This window comes from Kitasatospora sp. SC0581 (assembly GCF_048159585.1).
Taxonomy (GTDB): Bacteria; Actinomycetota; Actinomycetes; order Streptomycetales; family Streptomycetaceae; genus Kitasatospora.
Map to the genome: position 1 here is coordinate 17,523 of NZ_JBLRWA010000019.1, position 21,164 is coordinate 38,686.

A 21,164-nucleotide genomic window follows, 5' to 3' on the forward strand; every position below is an offset into this window, starting at 1 on the left:
ATCTCGATCCGCAGTCCGAGGAGGGAGGCACCGATGATCCTGCTTCGTCGCCTACTGGGCGATGTACTGCGTCGGCAGCGCCAGCGCCAGGGCCGCACACTCCGCGAGGTGTCGGCGGCAGCCAGGGTTTCGCTCGGATACCTCTCCGAGGTCGAGCGGGGACAGAAGGAGGCCTCCTCGGAGCTGCTCTCCGCCATCTGCGACGCACTCGACGTCCGGATGTCCGAGGTCATGCGCGAGGTCAGCGACGAACTGTCGCTCGCTGAACTTGCGGCGATGGCCACCCTCTCCGAAGGTGATCTGCTGAGGCCGGTACTCGAACCGGTTCCGCTGCCCGCCCCCGGCACCGACCGGGCGAACATGTCGCCCAAGGCCGCCGCGATGGACGTGGTCGCCGCCTGATCCCGGCCTCGACTCCCGGGCGCCCCTGCCCGGGGCGAGCGAAGGGAGGGCGGTCGTGCGAACAGACGCGCAGACGCGCCCGATGGCCCGAATACGGGCCCGGGCGCGGCTGTTCCTCCGGGTACGGCATCCGGTGCGGTGGGTGCTGGCGGCCTCGGCGGCCGGGCTCGCCTGGTGGCTCCTGGTGGTCCGGGGACAGCTGACCGACGGTGCGGCGCTGGGGCTGCTCGTGGCCGGCGGCTGGGGACTCGGTCTCATTCCGGTCCACGCCGACTGGAACGCGACCGGACCGGCCCGGCGCCCGCGTGCGGAGCCGGTAGGGCCGGTGGAGGTACAGCCACCGCCGATCGGGTGATGGACGTGGCCGGAGGCCGCGGGGTCGACGACCCCGCGGCCTCCGGTGTCTTCCGGCCCTGGTTCCATGGCCGTGGATCAGGGGCGCAGGCGCAGGCCGCGCGGGGTGGCGTGGAAGCCCGCCTCCTCCAGGGCGCGGCCCAGGGCCGAGCCCAGGGCGGGCTCGCCGTTGGCCCGTTCGACCGTGACGCTGCCGAGCGCGCCCTCCCGGACGGCGGCCGCGAGCGCCCCGGCCGCCAGCGCCCGGGTGGCCTCGTCCTCCGGCCAGGCCAGCAGGGACTTGCCGCCGCGCTCGACGTACAGCGCCGGCTCGCCGTCCACCAGGACCACCAGGGCGCCCGCCTTGCGGCCCGGGCGGTGGGCGGTGGGCTCCTTGCCGTCGGGGGCCGCGGGCGGGTCGGGCCAGGGCAGGGCCGCGCCGTAGGCGTTGGCCGGATCGGCGGCGGCCAGCACCAGCGTCTGCGGCGGCTCGCCCGCCGGGGCGGCTGGCCACTCGGCCGCCCGGGCCCGCTCCAACCGGCCGTTCACCGAGCGCAGCCGGTCGGCCGCGCCCTCCATGGCGAACTGGGCGCCGCCCAGGCCCTCGACGAAGTAGCCGCGGCGGGCCCGGCCGCGCTCCTCCATCGCGGCGAGCACCCGGTAGACCCCGGCGAAGCCGCCGGGCACCCGTTCGGCCGCCACCGCGCCCCGGGTGAGCAGGCCGTGGCGGTCCAGCAGGTTCTGTGCCTGGGCGGTGGCCCGGACCGTCGGGTCGGCGGCGAAGGCGGGCAGCAGCGACCAGCGGCCGGCCACCGTCGGCGGGCCGCTGCGCAGGGCGCCGCCGACCCGGCCGAGGGCGCGGCCGGCCCCGCCGTAGCGGCCGCGCGGGGTGGACCGGGGCGCGCGGTGGGCGGTGGCGCCCGCCGTCCGGCCGGAGCCGAGCAGGGCGCGCAGCGGGGCGAGGGTGTCGTTGGTGACGAAACCGGCCCAGACCAGGTCCCAGAGCGCCTCGACGACCTCCGGCTCGGCGGTCTCCTCCGGGAGCTGCTGGACGAGTTGGCGGAAGAACAGGCCGTAGCCGCCGGCCAGCGCGGACAGCAGCGCGCTGTGCACCGGGGTGAGCGCGGGCGGGACGGGCTCGGGGCGCAGCAGGTGGGCGTTCTCGGCGAGGTGCAGGCTGAGCCAGCCGTCCTTGCCGGGCAGGGCGCCGGCCCCGCACCAGCCGATCTCGCCGGCCGCCATCAGCTCGTCCAGCAGGCCGGGGGAGTAGTCGGTGAGCCGGGCCGGGAGGATCAGCTTCTCCAGCGCGGAGGCGGGCAGGGCGGTGCCCTGGAGCTGCTCGACCACCCGCAGCAGGCCGTCCGGGCCGCGCAGCCGGTGGCCGGCCAGGTGCTGCCACTGCGGCAGGAAGGCGGCCAGGGCGCGCGGCGGGACCGGCTCGACCTCGTGGCGCAGGGCGGCGAGCGAGCGGCGGCGCAGCCGGCGCAGCACCTCGGCGTCGCACCACTCGGGGGCGGTGTGCCACTCGGGGTCGGTCTGGCTCCCGGCGGGCCTGAAGTGGCCCTGGACCAGGCGGCCGGCGGCGGTCAGGCGGTGCAGGGTGCCGGTGACCACGGCGGTGCCGAGGCCGTAGCGGGCGGCGGCCTCGGCGGCGGTGAACGGGCCGTGGGTGCGGGCGTGGCGGGCGATCAGATCGCCCAGCGGGTCCTTGACCGGCTCGGTGAAGGCCTCCGGGACGCCGACCGGCAGCGGGGTGCCCAGCGCGTCGCGCAGCCGTCCGGCGTCCTCGATCGCGGCCCAGCGGCGCTCGCCGGCGATCCGGACCTGGATCACCCGGCGGGCGGCCTCCAGCTCCAGGGCCCAGAGCGGCTCGGCGCCGCGGACGGTCAACTCGGCCTCGGAGAGCGGGCCGAGCAGGCGCAGGGCGTCGGCGACGCCCTCGGCGTCCTTGATCCGGCGCTCGGGGACGAGGCGTTGGAGCTCGGCCTCCAGTTCGGCGAGCACCCGCGGGTCGAGCAGCTCGCTCAGCTCGGCCTGGCCGAGGAGTTCGGACAGCAGCCGGGAGTCGAGCGAGAGGGCGGCGGCGCGGCGCTCGGCGAGCGGGGAGTCGCCCTCGTAGAGGAACTGGGCGACGTAGCCGAACAGCAGCGAGCGGGCGAAGGGCGAGGGCTCGGGGGTGGTGACCTCGACCAGGCGGACGGCGCGGGACTCCAGATCGCCCATCAGCTCGACCAGGCCGGGGACGTCGAAGACGTCCTGCAGGCACTCCCGGACGGCCTCCAGGACGATCGGGAACGAGCCGTACTCGGAGGCGACTTCGAGCAGTTGGGCGGCGCGCTGGCGCTGCTGCCAGAGCGGGGTGCGGCGGCCGGGGCTGCGGCGGGGGAGCAGCAGGGCGCGGCCGGCGCACTCCCGGAAGCGGGAGGCGAACAGGGCGGAGCCGCCGACCTGGTCGGTGACCAGCTGCTCGATCTCGCCGGGGTCGAACAGGGTGGCGTCGGCGCCGACCGGGGCCTCGTCCTGGTCCGACTGCGCCGAGGGGCTGCCGAAGTCGAAGTCGAGGCTCAGCAGGTCGGCGTCGGGCAGGCGCAGCACGATGCCGTCGTCGGCGTGCATGACCTGCGGGTCCAGGCCGTGCTGCTCGCGCAGGCGGGCGCCGAGGGCGAGCGCCCAGGGGGCGTGGACCTGGGCGCCGAAGGGGGAGTGGACGACGATCCGCCAGTCGCCGAGCTCGTCCCGGAAGCGTTCGACCACGATGGTGCGGTCGTCGGGGAGGTGGCCGCAGGCGGCGCGCTGCTCGGCCAGGTAGTCCAGCAGGTTGGCGGCCGCCCAGTCGTCCAGGCCGGCCCGCTTGAGGCGCTCGGTGGCGGCCTCGGGTGGCAGGGCGCCCAGTTCGCGGGTGAAGGCGCCGAGGGCGCGGCCGAGTTCGAGCGGGCGGCCGAGCGTGTCGCCCTTCCAGAACGGGAGCCGGCCGGGGACGCCGGGGGCGGGGGTGACCAGCACCTTGTCGTGGGTGATCTCCTCGATCCGCCAGGAGGTGGTGCCGAGGGTGAACACGTCGCCGACGCGGGACTCGTAGACCATCTCCTCGTCGAGCTCGCCCACCCGTCGCCCACCACCACCCTTCTTCTCGGGGTCCGAGCCCGCGATGAAGACACCGAACAGGCCGCGGTCGGGGATGGTGCCGCCGGAGGTGACGGCCAGCCGCTGGGCGCCGGGGCGGCCGGTCACGGTGCCGGCCACCCGGTCCCACACCAGGCGGGGGCGCAGCTCGGCGAAGGCGTCCGAGGGGTAGCGGCCGGCCAGCATGTCGAGCACGGCGTCGAAGGCGGACTGCGGGAGGGTCGCGAAGGGCGCGGCGCGGCGGACCACGGCGAGCAGGTCGTCCACCGGCCAGGTGTCCAGGGCCGTCATCGCGACCAGCTGCTGGGCGAGCACGTCCAGCGGGTTCCGCGGGATGCGCAGCGCCTCGATCCGGCCGGCCCGCATCCGCTCGGTGACCACGGCGGACTGGACGAGGTCCCCCCGGTACTTGGGGAAGAAGACGCCGGTGGAGACGGCGCCGACCTGGTGGCCGGCCCGGCCGACCCGCTGCAGGCCGGAGGCGACCGAGGGCGGGGACTCGACCTGGACGACCAGTTCGACGGCGCCCATGTCGATGCCCAGCTCCAGGCTGGAGGTGGCGACCACGGCGGGCAGTCGGCCGGCCTTCAACTCCTCCTCGACGAGCGACCGTTGCTCCTTGGAGACGGAGCCGTGGTGGGCCCGGGCGATGACCGGGGGCGCGCCCTTGGCCGCGCCCGAGCCGCCCATCAGCTCGGCCGGGGCGTGCGCCTCGGGGACGGCGGTGCCGGTGGCGCGCTCGTAGGCGATCTCGTTCAGCCGGTTGCACAGCCGCTCGGCCAGCCGGCGGGAGTTGGCGAAGACGATGGTCGAGCGGTGCGCCTCGACCAGGTCGACGATCCGCTCCTCGACGTGCGGCCAGATCGAGGCCTGCCGCTGCGGGTCGGTGCCGGCGGCGCCGCCGGTGGCCGGGGCGGCGGGCAGGTCGTCCAGGTCGGGGACGGGGACGACCACCGAGAGGTCGAACTCCTTGGCGGCGGCGGGCTGGACCACGGCGGCGCCGCGCCGCGGGCTCAGGAAGCGGGCCACCTCCTCGACCGGGCGGACCGTCGCGGACAGGCCGATCCGGCGGGCCGGGCGGTCCAGCAGTTCGTCCAGCCGTTCCAGGCTGAGCGCGAGGTGCGCGCCGCGCTTGGTGCCGGCGACCGCGTGCACCTCGTCCAGGATCACCGTGTCCACGCCGCGCAGGGCCTCCCGGGAGGCGGAGGTGAGCAGCAGGAACAGCGACTCGGGGGTGGTGATCAGGATGTCCGGCGGGTGGGTCGCGAAGCGGCGGCGGTCGGCGGCCGGGGTGTCGCCGGAGCGGATGGCGACCTGGACCTCGGGCTCGGGCAGGCCGAGTCGGACGGCGGCCTGGCGCAGGCCGGCCAGGGGGGCGCGCAGGTTCCGTTCGACGTCCACCGCGAGGGCCTTGAGCGGTGAGACGTAGAGGACCCGGCAGCGGTGCCTCGGCTCGGCGGGGGGAGGGGTGCTGCTGAGCCGGTCGAGGGCGGAGAGGAAGGCGGCCAGCGTCTTGCCGGAGCCGGTGGGGGCGACCACCAGGACGTCCGTCTCCCGCTGGATGGCCTGCCAGGCCTCGGCCTGCGCGGCGGTGGGGGCGGAGAAGGCACCGGTGAACCAGGCCCGGGTGGCCGGGGCGAAGCCGGCCAGGGGGTCGTCGGCGGGCGGGGTCGGGTGCTGGGGCGCCATGCCCCCATGGTGCCGGGTGGGACCGACAAGCGGGGGTGGGCGGGAGGTTCGGAGGAGGGGTGCAAGCCGGGGAGCAGAAACCACAATCCGCTCATATGGTGAGGAATCGGATGCTTGATCCACCCGTGACCCACCGGACCGACGAGCGGAGACCGTGCGATGGCGCAGGCGCACCCGTCGGGCGGGCCCGCCCGACGCCGTCGGGTCCGCGGGCCCGCCCGGGCGCTGCTTGCGATGCTGCTGATGGCGCTCGTGGTGGGCGGCGCCGTCCCGTCCGTGTCCGGGGCGGGGCGGGCGTACCTCAGCTACCTGGTGCTGGCCGAGGGCGAGGACGCCGCCGGCGCCGCCCGGGCCGGGGCGGAGAGCCGGGCGGCGGGCGGGCAGGTGGTCCAGGAGTACCCGCAGATCGGGGCCGTGCTGGTGTACGCGACCGGCCCGTTCGCCGACCGGGTGCGGGCCCGGCCCGGGATCGCCGCCGTCGGGGCTACCAGGACCGCGCCGGTGGTCGCGCCGCCGCGGGCGGTGACGGGGGCGGGGGACTTCACGGCGGGGGCCGGGACCGGTGGCCGGGCGGGCGGCGACCGGATGGACGGGGAGACCGTCACGGTGCCCGACCCGGGGGAGGCGGGCGCCTGGAACCTCGCCATGCTCGGCGGCGCCGCCCGCGGGGCGGCGGATGCCTCGGCGGTCTCCGGCGGTGCCGCACCGAGCGCCGACGCGCTGCGCGGGGTGCTGGTCGCGGTGCTGGACTCCGGGGTCGACGACACCCACCCGGACCTGCGGGCCGCCGTCGACCCGAAGGCCTCCGCCTCCTGCGCGGACGGCCGGCCCGACGCCCGCACCGGCGCCTGGAGGCCCGACCCCGGGGTGGTCGAGAGCGGCCACGGCACGCACGTCGCCGGGATCGTCGGCGCCACCCGGGACGGCCACGGCGTCACCGGGGTGGCGCCCGGGGTGCGGATCGCCGCCGTCCGGCTGCTCGGGCCGCTCGGGCAGTACTACGCGGAGAACATCGTCTGCGGCATGCTCTGGGCCGCCGACCACGGGGCGAAGGCGGTCAACAACAGCTACTTCGCCGACCCGTGGAAGTACAACTGCCCCGGGGACGCGGACCAGGCCGCGCTGATCGCGGCCGTCGGGCGGGCCGCCGGGTACGCCCGCCGGGCGGGGGCGGTGGTGGTCGCCTCGGCGGGCAACGACGGGCAGGACCTCGGCGCCTCGCGGACCGACGAGCGGAGCCCCAACGACCGGGTCTCGGGGCCGGCGCCCCTGCGTCACCTGGGCACGGAGTGCGTACGGCTGCCCGGTGAGCTGCCCGGGGTGGTCACCGTCACGGCGGTGAACCGGGACGGGCACCCGGCGGCCTACTCCAACTACGGGCGCGGACGGGTATCGCTGGCCGCGCCCGGCGGCGACCCGGACGGCGGGCCGCAGGGGGCGGTCGTCTCCGACTGGCCGGACGGGCGGTACGCGGCGCTGGCGGGGACCTCGATGGCGGCCGCGCACGTGACCGGGGCGGTGGCGGTGGCGGCGGCCCTGCACCCGGAGCTGGGGGCGGACGGGTTGGCCGCGCTGCTGGCCGGGGCGGCGGCGCCGGGGTGTCCCCCGGGGCTCCTGGGCTGCGGGGAACGGCAGTACTTCGGGGCGGGGCTGCTGGTGCTGCCCCGGTGACGGGGGCGCGGGCCGCGCCCCGCGCGCCCGTCGGGTGGTGGGGCGGGGAAAAGCAGGTGACGGGGCGGTGGGACGGGGGTGAGGATCGGGGCATGGGTGATTCGGGTGCGGCCGTGTTCCTGACGACCGAGCGGCTGGTGCTGCGGCGCTTCACGACGGCGGACGCGGACCGGCTCGTGGAGCTGGACGGGGACCCTGCGGTGATGCGCTTCCTCACCGGGGGGAAGCCGAGTCCGCGGGAGTGGGTCGAGGGGGAGCTGCTGCCGCGCTACCTGGAGCACTACCGGCGCTACGGCGACCTCGGCTGGTGGGCGGCCGAGGAGCGGGCGGGCGGGGCGTTCCTGGGGTGGTTCGAGTTCCGGCCGACGCGGGAGGGGGAGCGCGGGGAGGTCGAGCTCGGGTACCGCTTGCGGCAGGCCGCGTGGGGGCGCGGCTACGCGACGGAGGGGGCACGGGCGCTGGTCCGGCTCGGGTTCGCGGAGCTGGGGGTGGAGCGGGTGGTGGCGTACACCATGGCGGTGAACGCGGGCTCGCGGCGGGTGATGGAGAAGAGCGGGCTGTCGTACGTCCGCACGTTCCACGAGGACTACCCAGAGATGATCCCGGGCAGCGAGCACGGCGAGGTCGAGTACGCGCTGACGGCCGGGGAGTGGCGGGCCCGGTCCGGGATACTTGGGGCATGAGGCTGACGGAGTTCTGGCGACGGATGTACGCGCACTTCGGGGAGGGGTACGCGGAGTCGTTCGCGACCGACCACGTGATGAGCGAGCTGGGCGGGCGGACGGTGCGGCAGGCGCTGGAGGCGGGCTGGGAGGCCAAGGAGGTCTGGCGGGTGGTCTGCGACACCCAGGGCGTCTCCGGGGTGCTGCGCTGACTGCCGGCCCCCCGGGGGCATGGGACAGACTGTTCGGGTGACAAATAGCGCGGAACAGAAGAATTCGGACCGGGACGCCGAGGGCGCTCCGGCGGGTGGGGGTCTGTGGGGCGGCGGGATGCCGCGTTGGCTGCCGCGGGCGATGGTGCTGTTCCTGGTGCTGGTGGGGGCCTTCCAGTTCGCGGACTGGGCGTTCCGGCAGCTGATCGACCTGTTCGTGATGCTGCTGGTGTCGTTCTTCCTGTCGCTGGCGCTGGAGCCGGCCGTGGACCGGATGGCCGCGCGGGGGGTGCGCCGGGGGGTCGGGACCTTCCTGGTGTTCGTGGCGGTCGGGATCGCGGTGGTGGGCTTCCTCGCCGCGCTCGGCACCCTGCTGGTCGACCAGGTGGCGAAGCTCGCGGGGGACCTGCCGCACCTGGTCGACAACCTGATCGACTGGATCAACCGGACCTTCCACCAGGACCTCTCGCTGGGCGAGTTGCAGAATCGATTGCTCAAGGATTCCGGCACCATCGAGACCTACGTCCAGCAGGCCGCCGACAACGCCTGGGGCGTCTCGTCCACCGTGATCGGCGGGCTCTTCAAGGCCTTCACGGTCGGGCTGTTCACCTTCTACTTCACCGCCGAGGGCCCGCGGGTGCGCCGGACGGTCTGTTCGATGCTGCCGCCCGCCAAGCAGGCCGAGGTGCTGCGGGCCTGGGAGATCGCGCTCGCCAAGACCGGCGGCTACCTGTACTCCCGGGCGCTGCTCGCGGTGGTGTCGGCCGCCGGGCACTGGGTGATGTTCGAACTGCTCGGCCTGCCGTACGCGGCGGCGCTGGCGGTCTGGGTCGGCGTCATGTCGCAGTTCGTGCCGACGCTCGGGACCTACCTGGCCGGGACGCTGCCGGTGCTGGTGGCGCTGACGGTGAAGCCCGTGGACGCGCTCTGGGTGCTGGTCTTCGTCGTGGTGTACCAGCAGATCGAGAACTACCTGCTGCAGCCGAGGATCACCGCGCGGACGGTGGACGTGCACCCGGCGGTGGCCTTCGGCTCGGTGATCGCGGGCGCGGCGCTGCTCGGCGCGGTCGGCGCGGTGATCGCGATCCCGGCGGCGGCGACGCTCCAGGGCTTCGTGGGGACGTACGTACGGCGGTACGAGGTGGCCACCGACCCGCGGATCGACCGGGGCGAGCAGCGGCGGGCCCGGCGGGAGCTGCGCCGGGAGGCGGCCCGGCGGCTGCGCCGGATGGTCGGCGGGGACGGGGCGAGGCGCGGGGAGTGACCCGGGGCGCCGCCCCCGGGGTGTCCCCGGGGGCGGCGGGGCCCGGACGTGCGACGCTTGAATCGAACAGATGTTCTTTGTACTCTCCGGCGTGGAGTTTTCCACAGGCGGAGCCCGGCCGGGCCCGTTTGTCAGTGGGACGCGCTAGCGTCGAGGACGATGAAGCGCACAGCACAGAACCCGAGGGAAAAAGCCATGGCAGGTACGGATCGCGAGAAGGCCCTTGAGACCGCGCTCGCCCAGATCGAGCGGCAGTTCGGCAAGGGCTCGGTGATGCGCCTCGGCGAGAAGGCCAACGAGCCGGTCGAGGTGATCTCCACCGGGTCCACCGCCCTGGACGTCGCCCTCGGGGTCGGCGGCATCCCGCGTGGCCGCGTGGTCGAGATCTACGGCCCCGAGTCCTCCGGCAAGACCACCCTGACCCTGCACCTGGCCGCCAACGCCCAGAAGGCCGGCGGCACGGTCGCGTTCGTCGACGCGGAGCACGCGCTCGACCCGGAGTACGCCAAGAAGCTCGGCGTGGACACCGACGCCCTGCTGGTCAGCCAGCCGGACACCGGTGAGCAGGCGCTGGAGATCACCGACATGCTGATCCGCTCCGGCGCGATCGACCTGGTGATCATCGACTCGGTCGCGGCGCTCGTGCCGCGCGCCGAGATCGAGGGCGAGATGGGCGACTCGCACGTCGGTCTGCAGGCCCGGCTGATGAGCCAGGCGCTGCGCAAGATCGCCGGTGCGCTGAACCAGTCGAACACCACCGCGATCTTCATCAACCAGCTGCGCGAGAAGATCGGCGTGATGTTCGGTTCGCCGGAGACCACGACCGGTGGCCGGGCGCTGAAGTTCTACGCCTCGGTCCGCCTCGACATCCGCCGGATCGAGACCCTGAAGGACGGCACCGAGGCGGTCGGCAACCGCACCCGCGTCAAGGTGGTCAAGAACAAGGTCGCCGCGCCGTTCAAGCAGGCCGAGTTCGACATCCTCTACGGCGTGGGCATCAGCCGCGAGGGCGGCCTGATCGACATGGGCGTGGAGCACGGCTTCATCCGCAAGTCGGGCGCCTGGTACACCTACGAGGGCGACCAGCTCGGCCAGGGCAAGGAGAACGCCCGCAACTTCCTGCGGGACAACCCGCAGCTCGCCGACGAGATCGAGCGGAAGATCAAGGGCAAGCTCGGCATCGGCCCGAAGGTGGAGGAGCCGGCCGAGGAGAGTGCCGAGGCCGCCGCCGACGGCGCGGCCAAGCCGATCACCGCGACCGCCACCAAGACGGCCGCGGCGAAGAAGACGGCGGCGGCCAAGGCCTGAGCCGTTGACGCAGTACGACACGGTGGGCGGCGGCCCGGCGGGCCCGGAGGACGACGACTACGGGCCGCCGGACTGGTTCGCCGCGGTCGCGGAGGAGGACGAGCACGGGCCGCCGGACTGGTTCGCAGCCGTCGCGGAGGAGCCCGAGCCGGTGGCCGCGAAGCCCCGGGCCTCGCGCTCCCGGCGCGGCCGTCCGTCCACCGCGCAGTGGGCATCCGGCGCCGAGCCGGAGTTCGACCTGGCTCCGACCCGGGCGGTGCGCGGCGCGGCGCCCGGGCCGGAGCCGGCGGAAACCCCGGTCGAGGCGCTCGGCCTGGTCTCCGCCTCCGAGCTGCCCACCGGCCGCCGGCGGCGGCGCTCGGCCCTGGAGGCCGAGCAAACCGAAGCGGCCGGGCCCGCTTCGACACCGACGGCCGTGGAGAGCGGCCGCGGCGGCGGCGAGGCGGCCGGTCACGGGGGTGTGGCCGCCTCGGCCTCCCGTCGCGGCGGGCGCCGGGGCCGTTCCGCCACCGGGCTGCCCGGGGAGGAGGGCTCCGGCCGTACCTCCCGGAAGCAGGCCGAGGAGTCGGTCGACCCGGAGACCCGCGCCCGGGACATCTGCCTGCGGCTGCTGACCGGCGCCGCCAAGACCCGCAAGCAGCTCGCCGACGCCCTGCGCAAGCGGGAGATCCCGGAGGAGGCCGCCGACGCGGTGCTCACCCGGCTCGAAGAGGTCGGGCTGATCGACGACGCGGCCTTCGCCGCGGCCTGGGTGGAGTCCCGGCACGCCGTCCGGGGCCTGTCCCGGCGGGCGCTGGCCCAGGAGCTGCGCACCAAGGGCGTCGCCGCCGACCTGGTCGAGCAGGCCGTCGCCCAGCTCGACCACGACGACGAGACGGACGCGGCCAGGGCGCTGGTCGAGCGCAAGCTGCGGTCCACCCGGGGGCTGGACACCCAGGTGCGCACCCGGCGGCTGGTCGGGATGCTGGCCCGGCGCGGCTACTCCGAAGGGCTGGCGTTCCGGGTGGTGCGCAGCGCGCTGGAAGAGGAGTGGAGTGAACCGTCGGGTCGGGAGTAGTGGCAGTTCTGTAGGTGTCTTGGAGTGGACCAGGTCAACTCTTGACCCTCCCGTGACCCCCACCTAGCCTCGCCTTCAGTGCCCGGGGCGCCTCCGGACGGCGGCGCGCGCGGCGACGGGGGAGTGGGCGGGAATGGGGATCTCGGCGGGCACCGGCCCGGGCGGCTCACTGGTGCCGGTCGCCGGATCGGCCGCACTCCTGCTGCTGGTGGTCGTGGCCGCCGCCGGGCTGGCGATCAGGCGGCTCCGGGCGGCCCGGCGCGGCGCGCTGGCCGAGGCCGAGCAGGCCCGCCGGTGGGCCGAGGAGCAGGCCGCCCGCCAGCGGACCGAACTGGCCCGCCGCGAGGAGGACATGGCCGAGGAGCTGCGCAGGCTGCGCCGCCGGGAGGACGAACTGGCCGAGCGCTCCGCCGAGGTGGAGCAGTCCCGGGGCGAGGCCGAAGCGCTGGTCGCCCGGCGGGCGGCGGCGTTGGAGCGGGCCGCCGGGCTCTCCGCCGAGCAGGCCCGCGCCGAACTCCTGCGGGAGGCCGAGGACTCGGCCCGGCGGGAGGCCGCGGTCACCGTCCGGGAGATCGAGCGCGAGGCCCGGGAGGAGGGCGAGCGCCGGGCCCGGGACATCGTCGCCGGGGCGGTCCAGCGGCTGGCGACGGAGCAGACCGCGGAGAGCGCCGTCACCGTCCTGCGGCTGCCGAACGAGGACATGAAGGGCCGGATCATCGGCCGCGAGGGCCGCAACATCCGCGCCTTCGAGGCGGTCACCGGCGTGAACCTGATCGTCGACGACACCCCCGAGTCGGTGCAGCTGTCCTGCTTCGACCCGGTCCGCCGGGAGACCGCCCGGCTCACCCTGGAGCAGCTGGTCGAGGACGGCCGGATCCACCCGACCCGGATCGAGAGCCTGTACGAGCGCAGCCGCGAGGAGGTCGGGCAGAGCTGCGTCCGGGCCGGCGAGGACGCCCTGTTGGAGGCCCGGGTCGACGGGGTGCACCCCGAACTCGTCCGCACCCTGGGCTCGTTGCGCTACCGGGCGTCGTACGGGCAGAACGTGCTCGGGCACCTGCTGGAGTCCGCGCACCTGGCCGGGATGATGGCCGCCGAGCTCGGGGTGGACCCGGAGCCGGTGCGGCGCGCGGCGCTGCTGCACGACATCGGCAAGGCGCTCACCCACGAGTCGGAGGGCAGCCACGCCGCGGTCGGCGCGGAGCTCGCCCGGCGGTACGGGGAGTCCGCCGAGGTGGTGCACGCGATCGCCGCCCACCACAACGAGGTCGATCCGCGCACCGTGACGGCCGTGCTGACCCAGGCCGCGGACGGCTGCTCGGGCGGCCGGCCGGGTGCGCGCAAGGAGTCGCTGGAGCTGTACGTCCGGCGGCTGGCGCGGCTGGAGGAGATCGCGCGTTCGCACGAGGGCGTGGCCGAGGTGTTCGCGATGCAGGCGGGCCGCGAGGTGCGGGTGATGGTCCGTCCGGACGCGGTGGACGACCTCGGTGCGGAGCTGATCGCCCGTGAGGTCGCCCGCCAGGTCTCCACCGAGCTGACGTACCCGGGCCAGATCCGGGTGACGGTGGTCCGCGAGAGCCGGGCCACGGCGGTGGCCGGCTGAGACCGTGGCCCGCCGCGGCCCGGAGGCCTCAGCTCGGGGAGTCCACCTGCTGGGGCGAGGGCTGCTCGGCCGGGTCGGGGGCCGGGCCGAGCGTGGCCGGGCCGCCGCGGGCGCGGTCGGCGAGGGCGAGCAGGTCCTCGGCGACGGCCCCCTGGGTGGTGCCGACCAGGTGGCCGTCCGGGCGGATCAGCAGGACGGTGTGCGGCCCGGCGCCCGGGTAGTCCTCGGTGACCAGCACCTCGGCGGGGACGGGCAGCGCGGCGGCGACCTCGGCGAGGCGGGGCATCAGGCCGGCGCCGAGCCAGTGCTCGGAGGACCAGACGGCGGTGCCGGGGGCGACCAGCAGCAGCAGGAAGGTGGTGCCGAGCCGGGCGTGCAGGTGGTCGGGGGTGCCGTCGTCGGCGAGCACCGGCAGGTCCGGGACGAGCACGCCGGGGGCGGTGGCGGGCAGCAGCTCGCTGAGCGAGGTGGTGCCGCGCGCGCCGCGCTGCACCGGGACCCGGGCCGGGACGCCGGAGGGCGCCGCCGGGTAGGCGGGCGCGCCGCCGAACCGGCCGGTGCCGAGCTGGCCGTCGGCGAGCAGCGGGGCGTGCTTGCGGAAGCCGCCGACCAGCAGCGAGCGCCGGGTCTGCTGCCAGCCGCGCAGCGGGCGCAGCAGCGGCATGGACTGGTCGACCGCGCGCAGCCGGGCGCCGACCGCCCCGCGCCGCTCGGCCTCGTAGCCGTCCAGCAGGGAGCCGCCGGGCTGCGGGCCGCCGGAGTGGAGGTGCCAGGCGAGGGCGAGCCGCCAGGCGAGGTTGTCGGCGTCGCGCAGCCCGTCCGCGAGGTTCTGCATGCCGAGCGCGCCGTGCAGGTGGGCGGCGTCGCCGGCCAGGAAGCAGCGGCCGCTGCGGAAGCGGGCGGCGAGCCGCTGCTGGGCGGTGTGGTCGGCGGCGGCCAGCAGTTCGAAGCGGGGCAGTTCGCCGCACCAGCCGGTGAGGGTGGAGGTGACCCGGGTGAGCAGGGTGTCGCCGGTGACGATGCCGGGCCAGGTGGCGTGCGGGTCGACGGTCTCGGTGGCGGCGGGGCGGCCGGGGGGCAGCCGCCAGTCGAGCCGCCAGACGCCGTCCGGCAGCGGACGGGCGGAGGCCTCGCGGTCGCCCCGCCACGGGGGCTCGCGGTGCAGCCGGGCGCCGTCGAAGGGCAGGTCGACCCGGACGGTGGCGATGGCGTTGCGGTCGACCGCCGGGCGGCCGGGGAAGCGGATCTTCAGGAGCTTGCGGACGGTGGATCTGGCGCCGTCGCAGCCGACCAGGTGGCTGCCGCGCCACCAGGTGGTGGAGCCGTCCTGGGTGCCGGTGGTGCGGAGGCTGACGCCGTCCCGGTCCTGTTCGAGCTCGACGACCCGGTTGAGCGGGACCAGCCTGATCAGCGGGGTGCCGGTCAGGGCGTCGCGCAGCCCGCGCTGGAGGCGGTGCTGGGGCAGGTGGTAGGTGGGCGAGTCGGTGAGGTCGATCCGCAGCACCTCCTGGCGGCGGCGCCAGACGGCGAAGGAGTCCCACAGCGCGGAGTCCGAGACGGCCCGCGGGTAGCCGATCCGGGTCAGGAAGGCGGCGGTGTCGGCGCCGAGGACGAGGCTGCGCGGGCCTTCCGGGCAGAGGCCGGAGCCCTCGTCCAGGACGATGGTGGGGACCTCGTGCCGGGCCAGGGCGAGGGCCAGGGCCAGACCGACCGGTCCGGCCCCGACCACGATCACCGGGTCCATGAGGGAACCTCCGGGCACGAACCGGCCGATCGGCCGGCGTCAGTTACCGCTGCCGCATATGCCGCGTGGATGCTCCCGGGAGGTGTCACGAAGAGCAATGCAACAGTTCGCCTGCGTGTCCGTCAAGCAGAAGCTGAAGTGCGCCGGTTCGCGCCGCGACGGCCGCGTGCTTCGATCCAGCGTGCGAGCGCGGTCAACAGGAGGCACATCGCGATGTAGATCGGTCCGATCACCAGCACCACGGGGATGTAGGGGAAGCCCGCGGCGTTCATCGGCTGGCTGGCGATCTTCTTGCCGATGAACAGCAGCTCCTGGTAGGTGATGATCAGACCGAGCGAGGTGTCCTTGAGGGTGACGACCAGCTGGCCGATCATCGAGGGCAGCATCGAACGGACGGCCTGCGGCACCAGGATCGACGTCATCACCTGGGTCTTGCGCATGCCGAGCCCGTACGCCGCCTCGCCCTGGCCGCGCGGGACGGCGTTGACGCCGCTGCGGATGATCTCGGCCTGGACCGCCCCGTTGTAGAGGGTGAGGCCGAGCACCAGCGCCCACATCGACTCCTTGGCGAAGAAGGCGTAGTAGAGCCCGACGATCAGGATCAGCAGCGGCATCGCCCGGAAGAACTGGGTGAAGGCCGTGCAGAACCAGCGGACCGGCTTGTGGTCGGAGAGCTGACCGGCCGCGAGCAGGGCGCCCAGGGCGAGCGAGAAGACCGCCGCCAGCCCGAAGGCCTTCAGGGTGGCCAGCAGGCCGTCCAGGATCATCTGCTGGACGAAGTTGTACTGGAACGGGTCCCACAGGTCGGGGTCGAACTGGCCGTTGTCGTTCAGCGCGGTGAAGACGTACCAGAGGAGACCGGCGATGCCGAGCACCGAGAGGACGCCGAACACGCGGTACCGGGCGCGGGCCTTCGGGCCGGGGGCGTCGTAGAGGACGCTGGCCGAAGCCTGGCGGTTCAGAACACTCATCGGGCCACCGCCAGTCGGGATTCCAGGAAGCGGAAGAACGTGGCGATCGTCGCGCTGATCAGCAGGTAGGCGCAGGCCACCCAGAAGAAGATGGCGAAGATCGAGAAGCCGCGCTCGGAGAAGGTCTGCTGGGCGCTGTACAGCTCGGAGACGCTGAACGCGCCGGCGATCGCCGAGTTCCTGGGCAGGGCGATGAACACGCTGCTCATCGGGCCCAGGACGGTCCGGGCGGCCTGCGGCAGGACGACCAGGGTGAGGGTCTGGCCGAAGGACATGCCCAGGCTGCGGGCGGCCTCCGCCTGGCCGAGCGGCACGGTGTTGATGCCGGAGCGGATCACCTCGCAGACGAACGAGGCGGTGTACCCGCCGAGCGCCAGCACCGCGAACACCAGGTGGCTGAAGTGCACGCCCAGCGGCGGCAGGCCGAAGGTGACGGCGAAGAACAGCAGGGTCAGCGGGGTGTTGCGGAAGAGCGTGACCCAGGCGGTGCCGAAGGCGCGCAGGACCGGCACCGGGGAGACCCGGAAGGCCGCCAGCAGGGTGCCCAGCAGCAGGGCGAGCAGAGCGCTGAGCGCGCTCACCTCGATCGTCTGTAGGAAGCCGTCGCGGAACAACGCGAAGTTGTCGTCCTCGAACAGGAACCCCATCCGGCGGCCCTCCTCTCAGTTCATGGTCGGGAAGTCGACGTACGGCGGGTGGATCAGTAGCGCTCGAGGGCCGGGACGTCCGGCGCGGCGGAGCCGGAGGCGCCCAGGGTCGCGTCGTAGGCCTTCTTCCAGTCGCCGTTGTCCTCGTGGGCCTTGAGGGCGTCGCTGATGGCGTCGCGCAGCGCCTTGTCGTCCTTGTTGAGGCCGACGCCGTAGTTCTCCTTGGTGAACGGCTTGCCGACCACCTTGAGCTTGGGGGCGTACTTGGAGGCGTAGCCCTTGAGGATCGCGTCGTCGGTGGTGACCGCGTCGACCTCGCCGGACATCAGCTTCTCGACGCAGGCCGAGTAGGTGTCGAACTGCGTGACCTTCGGGTTGTACTGCTGGATGTTCTTGATCGAGGTCGAGCCGGTGGCGGTGCAGACGTTCTTGCCGCCGGTGCTCTCCGCGCCGGTGATCGAGGTGTTGTCGGCCTTCACCAGCAGGTCCTGGCCGGCGATGTAGTACGGGCCGGCGAAGGAGACGCTCTTCTTGCGCTCGTCGTTGATGCTGTAGGTGCCGACGTAGAAGTCGATCTGGCCCTTGGCGATGGCCGGCTCGCGCTGCGAGGAGACCAGGGTCTGCCACTTGATCTGCTGCGGGGTGAAGCCGAGGTCGGCGGCGATCATCTTGGCGATCTCGATGTCGAAGCCGCTGCGGTCGCCGCTGGCGACGTCCTCCCAGCCGAGGTTCGGCTGGTCGGCCTTGGCGCCGATGATCAGCTGGCCGCGCTTCCTGGCCTCGGCGAGGACCGCGGAGTCGACCTTGACGTCGGTCTTGACCGTGTAGGTCGGCAGCGCCGGGGCGGCGCTGCCGCCGCTGCTCGCGGCGGTGGTGCCGGGGGTGCCGTCCTTGCCGCAGGCGGCGGTGGCGGTGAGCGCGACGGCACAGAGCGCGACGGCGAGGGTGCGGGACGTCCTCATGAGGGTTCTCCTGGGGGTGGGCCGCGGTGTCAACCGGGCTCTGGCGTCTGGAAGGCGTTGCACGGCGGGACCGGCCGGCACCGGTGACGATGCCGGGGGGCGGCCCCGCTGGTCTCGAAGCGTCAGTGGTGGAGGATCTTCGAGAGGAAGTCCTTGGCGCGGTCGGAGCGCGGTGCGGTGAAGAAGGCGTCCGGGGTGTTCTGCTCGACGATCTTCCCGTCGGCCATGAACAGCACCCGGTTGGCGGCGGAGCGCGCGAAGCCCATCTCGTGGGTGACCACGACCATCGTCATGCCGTCCGCGGCCAGTTGGCGCATGACCTCCAGCACCTCGTTGACCATCTCCGGGTCCAGCGCCGAGGTGGGCTCGTCGAAGAGCATCACCTTGGGCTTCATCGCCAGCGCCCGGGCGATCGCCACGCGCTGCTGCTGGCCGCCGGAGAGCTGGGCCGGGAACTTGTCCGCCTGCGCGCCGACGCCGACCCGCTCCAGCAGCTCCCGGGCGGTCTTCTCGGCCTGCGGGCGGGGCACCTTGCGCACCTTCACCTGGCCGATGACCACGTTCTCCAGCACGGTCTTGTGCGCGAACAGGTTGAAGCTCTGGAACACCATGCCGACCTCGGCGCGCAGCCGGGCCAGCTCCTTGCCCTCGTCGGGCAGCGGCCGGCCGTCGATGGTGATCGTGCCGGAGTCGATCGTCTCCAGCCGGTTGATCGTCCGGCAGAGCGTCGACTTGCCCGAACCGGACGGGCCGATCAGTACGACCACCTCGCCCTGGGCGATCCTGAGGTCGATGTCCTGCAGCACGTGCAGCGCGCCGTAGTGCTTGTTGACCTTGCTCAGCACGACCAGGGGGGCGGCTGCGGTGGTTGAGTCCTCGACCGGGCTCTCGGTCATCGCGCCTGCTCCCTCTGTCGTCGAATAACGCCTGCCCGAGAAGTCTCAACTCCCTTGGGAGGCAGTGGTGGTGCGAATCCGGGGGCCGCGGCCGGCGGAGCCGCAGCCCCCGGTGGGCCGACCTTAGGAGCCGTGACCGTTCGCCGTCAGCCGATCTGAGCGGAACTTGAGGATCACGAAACGGCCACGCGTCGCCCACGCGCTGTTCGCGCGGGCGCCGACGGGGCATGTCACAGCGGGAATCCGCTCCGGTGCTCCCCGTCCCCCACGGGCCCGGTGCGCGGTCGAACCTGGCGTCGGGCCGTTCACTGGCTCATACTGCGCAGGACCGGGACCTGACCGATCGGCCCGGTGATCACTGGTGATCAGGTGGGGGAAGGAGGAGAACAGGATGCGACTTCTGCTCGTCGAGGACGACGAACGCGTGGCCGCCGCGCTGGTCGCGGTGCTGGGCCGGCACGGCTTCCAGGTCCGGCACGCCCGCAGCGGGCACGAGGCGCTGGACGCCCTGGTGCCGGACGGCAACGAGCCGTACCGCGTGGTGCTGCTCGACCTCGGGCTGCCCGACCGCGACGGCTTCGAGGTGTGCAGCCGGATCAGGGCCGGCAGCGGCGTCCCGGTGATCATGGTCACCGCCCGCGCCGACGTCCGCTCCCGGATCCACGGCCTCAACCTGGGCGCCGACGACTACGTCACCAAGCCGTACGACATGGGCGAGCTGCTCGCCCGCATCCACGCCGTGGCCCGCCGCGGCGCCGCCCCCGCCGCGGTGCCGGTGCCCGCGCCCGACACCGTGCCGCAGCAGCGCGGCCCGCTGGAGTCCCGCGGCATCCGGATCGACCGGGAGCGCCGCCGGGTCAGCGTGGACGGCCGCGACGTGCCGCTCACCCGCAAGGAGTTCGACCTGCTCGCGCTGCTCGCCCAGAGCCCGGGCGTGGTCTACCGGCGCGAGCAGATCTTCAGCGAGGTCTGGCGCAGCGGCTGGGAGGGCAACGGGCGCACCCTGGAGGTGCACATCGGCTCGCTGCGCAACAAGCTGGCGCTGCCCGGCCTGGTCGAGGCCGTGCGCGGGGTCGGCTACCGGCTGATCCCCGACTGTCCGGCGCCGGCCGCGGCCGACCCGTCCGCCCCCGCGCCGTCCGCCCCCGCTCCCGCGGAGCACTGACCGCACGTGCGCACCCGCCTGCTCGGCATCCTGATCGCCCTCATGCTCTGCGTCCTGGCCGCCCTGGGGCTGCCGCTCGCGGCGGCGGTCGCGGCGGCCGAGCAGACCAAGGTGGTCGTCGACCGGCTCGACGACGCCGCCCGCCTCGCCCAGGACCTGCCCACCTCCGGCGCCGCCGACTCCGCCCGCAAGGGCGAACCGGAACCCGCCCCGGGCGACCTCAGCCGGCAGCGCGCGATCCTCTCCGAGGTCCGCCGCTACCACGACCTGTACGGCGTCCGGCTGGGCATCTTCCAGCGCGACGGGGTGGCGATCGCCGCCGCCCCGGAGGACTGGCGGGTGCCCGGCGAGGGCTGGGGCGCCCAGGCCTTCCAGGAGGCGCTGGACGGGCGGCGCAGCCACAACCCGCCGCAGGTCTGGCCGTGGACGCCGGACCGGACGATCATCGTCGCCGCCCCGGTGGTGCGCGACGGCGACGTGGTCGCGGTGGTGCTGAGCGAGTCCCCGACCGAGGCGCTGCGCACCCGGGTGCTGCACAAGTGGCTGGTGATCGTCGCGGGTGAGGCCGCCGCGATGATCGTCGCCGTGCTGCTCGCCGTCCGGCTCACCGAGTGGGTGCTGCGCCCGGTGCGCACCCTGGACCGGGCCACCCACGACATCGCCACCGGCCGGATGGCCGCCCGGGTCGCCCCCGGCGGCGGACCGCCCGAACTCCAGCGGCTGGCCCGCTCGTTCAACGAGATGGCGGACCACGTGGTGCTCGCCATGGACCAGCAGAAGGCCTTCGTCGCGGACGCCTCGCACCAGCTGCGCAACCCGCTGTCGGCCCTGCTGCTGCGGGTCGAACTGCTCGGCCTGGAACTGCCCGAGGGCCACGAGGAGGAGCTCAGCGGCGTACGGGAGGAGGGCGTCCGGCTCGCCCGGGTGCTGGACGACCTGCTCGGGCTGGCCACCGCCGAGCACGCCCGCCCCGAACCGGAGCGCACCGACCTCGCCGAGCTCACCCTGGCCCGGGTCGACGCCTGGCGGCCGGCGGCCGAGCAGCGCGGGATCACGCTGCGCTGGGACGGCCCGGCGCTGGCGATCGGGATGGCCGACCCGATCGGCTTCGGCTCGGCCCTGGACGCCGTGGTCGACAACGCGCTCAAGTTCGGCCCGCCCGGCAGCGAGGTGCGGCTGCGGGTCGCGGTGCGCCGGGACGAGGTCGCGGTGACCGTCACCGACGCCGGGCCCGGCCTCACCGAGGACGAGCTGTCCCGGGCCGGGGACCGGTTCTGGCGCAGCCCGCGGCACCAGAACGTGGACGGTTCGGGGCTCGGGCTGTCCATCGCCCGCACCCTGCTGGCGGCCGGCGGCGGCACGCTCGGCTTCGCGCCGGTCAAGCCGACCGGGCTCGCGGTGACGCTGGCGGTGCCGCGGCCGGAGAAGCCGGAGAAGTAGCCGCCGGGGCGGGGC

At 74.5% G+C, this 21,164-nt stretch carries 17 protein-coding genes; 11 read left to right on the forward strand and 6 right to left on the reverse strand.

Translation table 11 applies throughout. The features are described 5' to 3' along the window. The first annotated feature begins 33 nt into the window (after positions 1-33). Positions 34-402, forward strand: a complete 369-nt coding sequence (locus tag ACLWS4_RS25115; RefSeq protein ID WP_049660741.1) for a helix-turn-helix domain-containing protein — start codon at positions 34-36, stop codon at positions 400-402. Between the two features lie 55 nt (positions 403-457). After that, a complete protein-coding gene (locus tag ACLWS4_RS25120) occupies positions 458-757 on the forward strand; it encodes a hypothetical protein (RefSeq protein ID WP_380743874.1) in 300 nt (99 codons plus the stop codon). A gap of 77 nt (positions 758-834) precedes the next feature. On the opposite strand, the gene ACLWS4_RS25125 is transcribed toward ACLWS4_RS25120, so the two are convergent. Beyond that, positions 835-5,547 carry an ATP-dependent helicase gene (locus tag ACLWS4_RS25125; RefSeq protein ID WP_416875272.1) on the reverse strand — a complete coding sequence of 1,571 codons (4,713 nt, stop codon included), beginning with the start codon at positions 5,545-5,547 and terminating at the stop codon, positions 835-837. Between the two features lie 159 nt (positions 5,548-5,706). Between ACLWS4_RS25125 and ACLWS4_RS25130 the strand changes: the two genes are divergently transcribed. The 7 genes from ACLWS4_RS25130 (at position 5,707) to rny (ending at position 13,324) form a co-directional block, all read left to right on the forward strand. After that, complete coding sequence (locus ACLWS4_RS25130) at positions 5,707-7,218, forward strand: S8 family serine peptidase (protein ID WP_416875273.1); 1,512 nt, start codon at positions 5,707-5,709, stop codon at positions 7,216-7,218. A 92-nt stretch (positions 7,219-7,310) separates the two neighbouring features. Then, on the forward strand, positions 7,311-7,901 hold the full coding sequence (locus ACLWS4_RS25135; protein ID WP_074005700.1) for a GNAT family N-acetyltransferase: 591 nt from the start codon (positions 7,311-7,313) through the stop codon (positions 7,899-7,901). After that, positions 7,898-8,092, forward strand: a complete 195-nt coding sequence (locus ACLWS4_RS25140; RefSeq protein WP_049659179.1) for a DUF3046 domain-containing protein — start codon at positions 7,898-7,900, stop codon at positions 8,090-8,092. The genes ACLWS4_RS25135 and ACLWS4_RS25140 overlap by 4 nt, the downstream gene beginning before the upstream one ends. A gap of 118 nt (positions 8,093-8,210) precedes the next feature. Then, positions 8,211-9,356 (forward strand): AI-2E family transporter, encoded by a 1,146-nt coding sequence (locus ACLWS4_RS25145; protein ID WP_416875274.1) that lies wholly within the window; start codon positions 8,211-8,213, stop codon positions 9,354-9,356. A 195-nt stretch (positions 9,357-9,551) separates the two neighbouring features. Next, positions 9,552-10,664 (forward strand): recombinase RecA, encoded by a 1,113-nt coding sequence (gene recA, locus ACLWS4_RS25150; RefSeq protein ID WP_049659177.1) that lies wholly within the window; start codon positions 9,552-9,554, stop codon positions 10,662-10,664. A 4-nt stretch (positions 10,665-10,668) separates the two neighbouring features. Further along, positions 10,669-11,721, forward strand: coding sequence for a recombination regulator RecX (recX, locus tag ACLWS4_RS25155; RefSeq protein WP_416875275.1), 1,053 nt, complete (start codon positions 10,669-10,671; stop codon positions 11,719-11,721). Positions 11,722-11,854: 133 nt separating this feature from the next. Continuing rightward, entirely contained in the window at positions 11,855-13,324 is a 1,470-nt protein-coding gene (rny, locus tag ACLWS4_RS25160) for a ribonuclease Y (RefSeq protein WP_416875276.1), read from the forward strand. A 28-nt stretch (positions 13,325-13,352) separates the two neighbouring features. Here rny and ACLWS4_RS25165 read toward each other — a convergent pair whose 3' ends face one another. The 5 genes from ACLWS4_RS25165 to ACLWS4_RS25185 form a co-directional block, all read right to left on the reverse strand. Further along, positions 13,353-15,068, reverse strand: coding sequence for an FAD-dependent monooxygenase (locus ACLWS4_RS25165; protein WP_380740142.1), 1,716 nt, complete (start codon positions 15,066-15,068; stop codon positions 13,353-13,355). 122 nt (positions 15,069-15,190) lie between these two features. Continuing rightward, entirely contained in the window at positions 15,191-16,039 is an 849-nt protein-coding gene (locus ACLWS4_RS25170) for an amino acid ABC transporter permease (RefSeq protein ID WP_416875277.1), read from the reverse strand. After that, a complete protein-coding gene (locus tag ACLWS4_RS25175; RefSeq protein ID WP_049655583.1) occupies positions 16,036-16,686 on the reverse strand; it encodes an amino acid ABC transporter permease in 651 nt (216 codons plus the stop codon). The genes ACLWS4_RS25170 and ACLWS4_RS25175 overlap by 4 nt, the downstream gene beginning before the upstream one ends. 53 nt (positions 16,687-16,739) lie before the next feature. Next, a complete protein-coding gene (locus tag ACLWS4_RS25180) occupies positions 16,740-17,648 on the reverse strand; it encodes a glutamate ABC transporter substrate-binding protein (protein ID WP_049655582.1) in 909 nt (302 codons plus the stop codon). A 122-nt stretch (positions 17,649-17,770) separates the two neighbouring features. Further along, complete coding sequence (locus ACLWS4_RS25185; protein ID WP_049655580.1) at positions 17,771-18,544, reverse strand: amino acid ABC transporter ATP-binding protein; 774 nt, start codon at positions 18,542-18,544, stop codon at positions 17,771-17,773. A gap of 391 nt (positions 18,545-18,935) precedes the next feature. On the opposite strand from ACLWS4_RS25185, the gene ACLWS4_RS25190 reads away from it, so the two are divergent. Further along, positions 18,936-19,709 (forward strand): response regulator transcription factor, encoded by a 774-nt coding sequence (locus ACLWS4_RS25190; RefSeq protein ID WP_416875278.1) that lies wholly within the window; start codon positions 18,936-18,938, stop codon positions 19,707-19,709. A gap of 6 nt (positions 19,710-19,715) precedes the next feature. Beyond that, on the forward strand, positions 19,716-21,149 hold the full coding sequence (locus ACLWS4_RS25195; protein ID WP_416875279.1) for a sensor histidine kinase: 1,434 nt from the start codon (positions 19,716-19,718) through the stop codon (positions 21,147-21,149). The last annotated feature ends 15 nt before the right edge of the window (positions 21,150-21,164 follow it).

What these genes read in the sequence shown, in the direction of transcription:
- ACLWS4_RS25175 (WP_049655583.1), bottom strand. Translation starts at nt 16,686, where the DNA reads ATGGGGTTCCTGTTCGAGGACGACAACTTCGCGTTGTTCCGCGACGGC.
- ACLWS4_RS25180 (WP_049655582.1), bottom strand. Translation starts at nt 17,648, where the DNA reads ATGAGGACGTCCCGCACCCTCGCCGTCGCGCTCTGTGCCGTCGCGCTC.
- ACLWS4_RS25115 (WP_049660741.1), top strand. Translation starts at nt 34, where the DNA reads ATGATCCTGCTTCGTCGCCTACTGGGCGATGTACTGCGTCGGCAGCGC.
- ACLWS4_RS25165 (WP_380740142.1), bottom strand. Translation starts at nt 15,068, where the DNA reads ATGGACCCGGTGATCGTGGTCGGGGCCGGACCGGTCGGTCTGGCCCTG.
- ACLWS4_RS25185 (WP_049655580.1), bottom strand. Translation starts at nt 18,544, where the DNA reads ATGACCGAGAGCCCGGTCGAGGACTCAACCACCGCAGCCGCCCCCCTG.
- recA (WP_049659177.1), top strand. Translation starts at nt 9,552, where the DNA reads ATGGCAGGTACGGATCGCGAGAAGGCCCTTGAGACCGCGCTCGCCCAG.
- ACLWS4_RS25130 (WP_416875273.1), top strand. Translation starts at nt 5,707, where the DNA reads ATGGCGCAGGCGCACCCGTCGGGCGGGCCCGCCCGACGCCGTCGGGTC.
- ACLWS4_RS25145 (WP_416875274.1), top strand. Translation starts at nt 8,211, where the DNA reads ATGCCGCGTTGGCTGCCGCGGGCGATGGTGCTGTTCCTGGTGCTGGTG.
- ACLWS4_RS25170 (WP_416875277.1), bottom strand. Translation starts at nt 16,039, where the DNA reads ATGAGTGTTCTGAACCGCCAGGCTTCGGCCAGCGTCCTCTACGACGCC.
- rny (WP_416875276.1), top strand. Translation starts at nt 11,855, where the DNA reads ATGGGGATCTCGGCGGGCACCGGCCCGGGCGGCTCACTGGTGCCGGTC.
- ACLWS4_RS25135 (WP_074005700.1), top strand. Translation starts at nt 7,311, where the DNA reads ATGGGTGATTCGGGTGCGGCCGTGTTCCTGACGACCGAGCGGCTGGTG.
- ACLWS4_RS25125 (WP_416875272.1), bottom strand. Translation starts at nt 5,547, where the DNA reads ATGGCGCCCCAGCACCCGACCCCGCCCGCCGACGACCCCCTGGCCGGC.
- ACLWS4_RS25190 (WP_416875278.1), top strand. Translation starts at nt 18,936, where the DNA reads ATGCGACTTCTGCTCGTCGAGGACGACGAACGCGTGGCCGCCGCGCTG.
- ACLWS4_RS25140 (WP_049659179.1), top strand. Translation starts at nt 7,898, where the DNA reads ATGAGGCTGACGGAGTTCTGGCGACGGATGTACGCGCACTTCGGGGAG.